Below are 282 nucleotides of genomic sequence, written 5' to 3'. Positions count from 1 at the left end.
TCACTGCCGACCAGGCCTCGGTGGCCGAGAACGTCAATCCGACCTTCACCGTGCACATCAACCAGGCGCTGGCCCACGACCTGGTCGTGACCCTGAGCAACAATGCCCAGGTCACCATCAAGGCTGGGGAAACCAGTGCACCGTACACCCATGCGGCGCAGGGCGATGACGTCTATAACGATGCTGGCCAGATCAGCCTGGGCATCAGTTCGGCTGTGGATGCAACCGGTGCGACTTTCGAAAATCTGCAGCTGGGTGGTGCCGCTACGGTTCAAGTGACCG

Annotated in this window: 1 protein-coding gene; it reads left to right on the top strand. The window is 61.0% G+C overall.

Going from position 1 to position 282, the window contains the following annotated elements; all coding sequences use genetic code 11:
* The coding region (locus J5M71_RS29050) for an immunoglobulin-like domain-containing protein (RefSeq protein WP_207839143.1) at positions 1-282 on the top strand (282 nt) is incomplete at both ends.

This window comes from Pseudomonas sp. 43(2021) (genome assembly GCF_017490805.1).
In the GTDB taxonomy this organism is placed as follows: Bacteria; Pseudomonadota; Gammaproteobacteria; order Pseudomonadales; family Pseudomonadaceae; genus Aquipseudomonas.
This window is presented reverse-complemented; position numbering and strand designations above follow the sequence as displayed.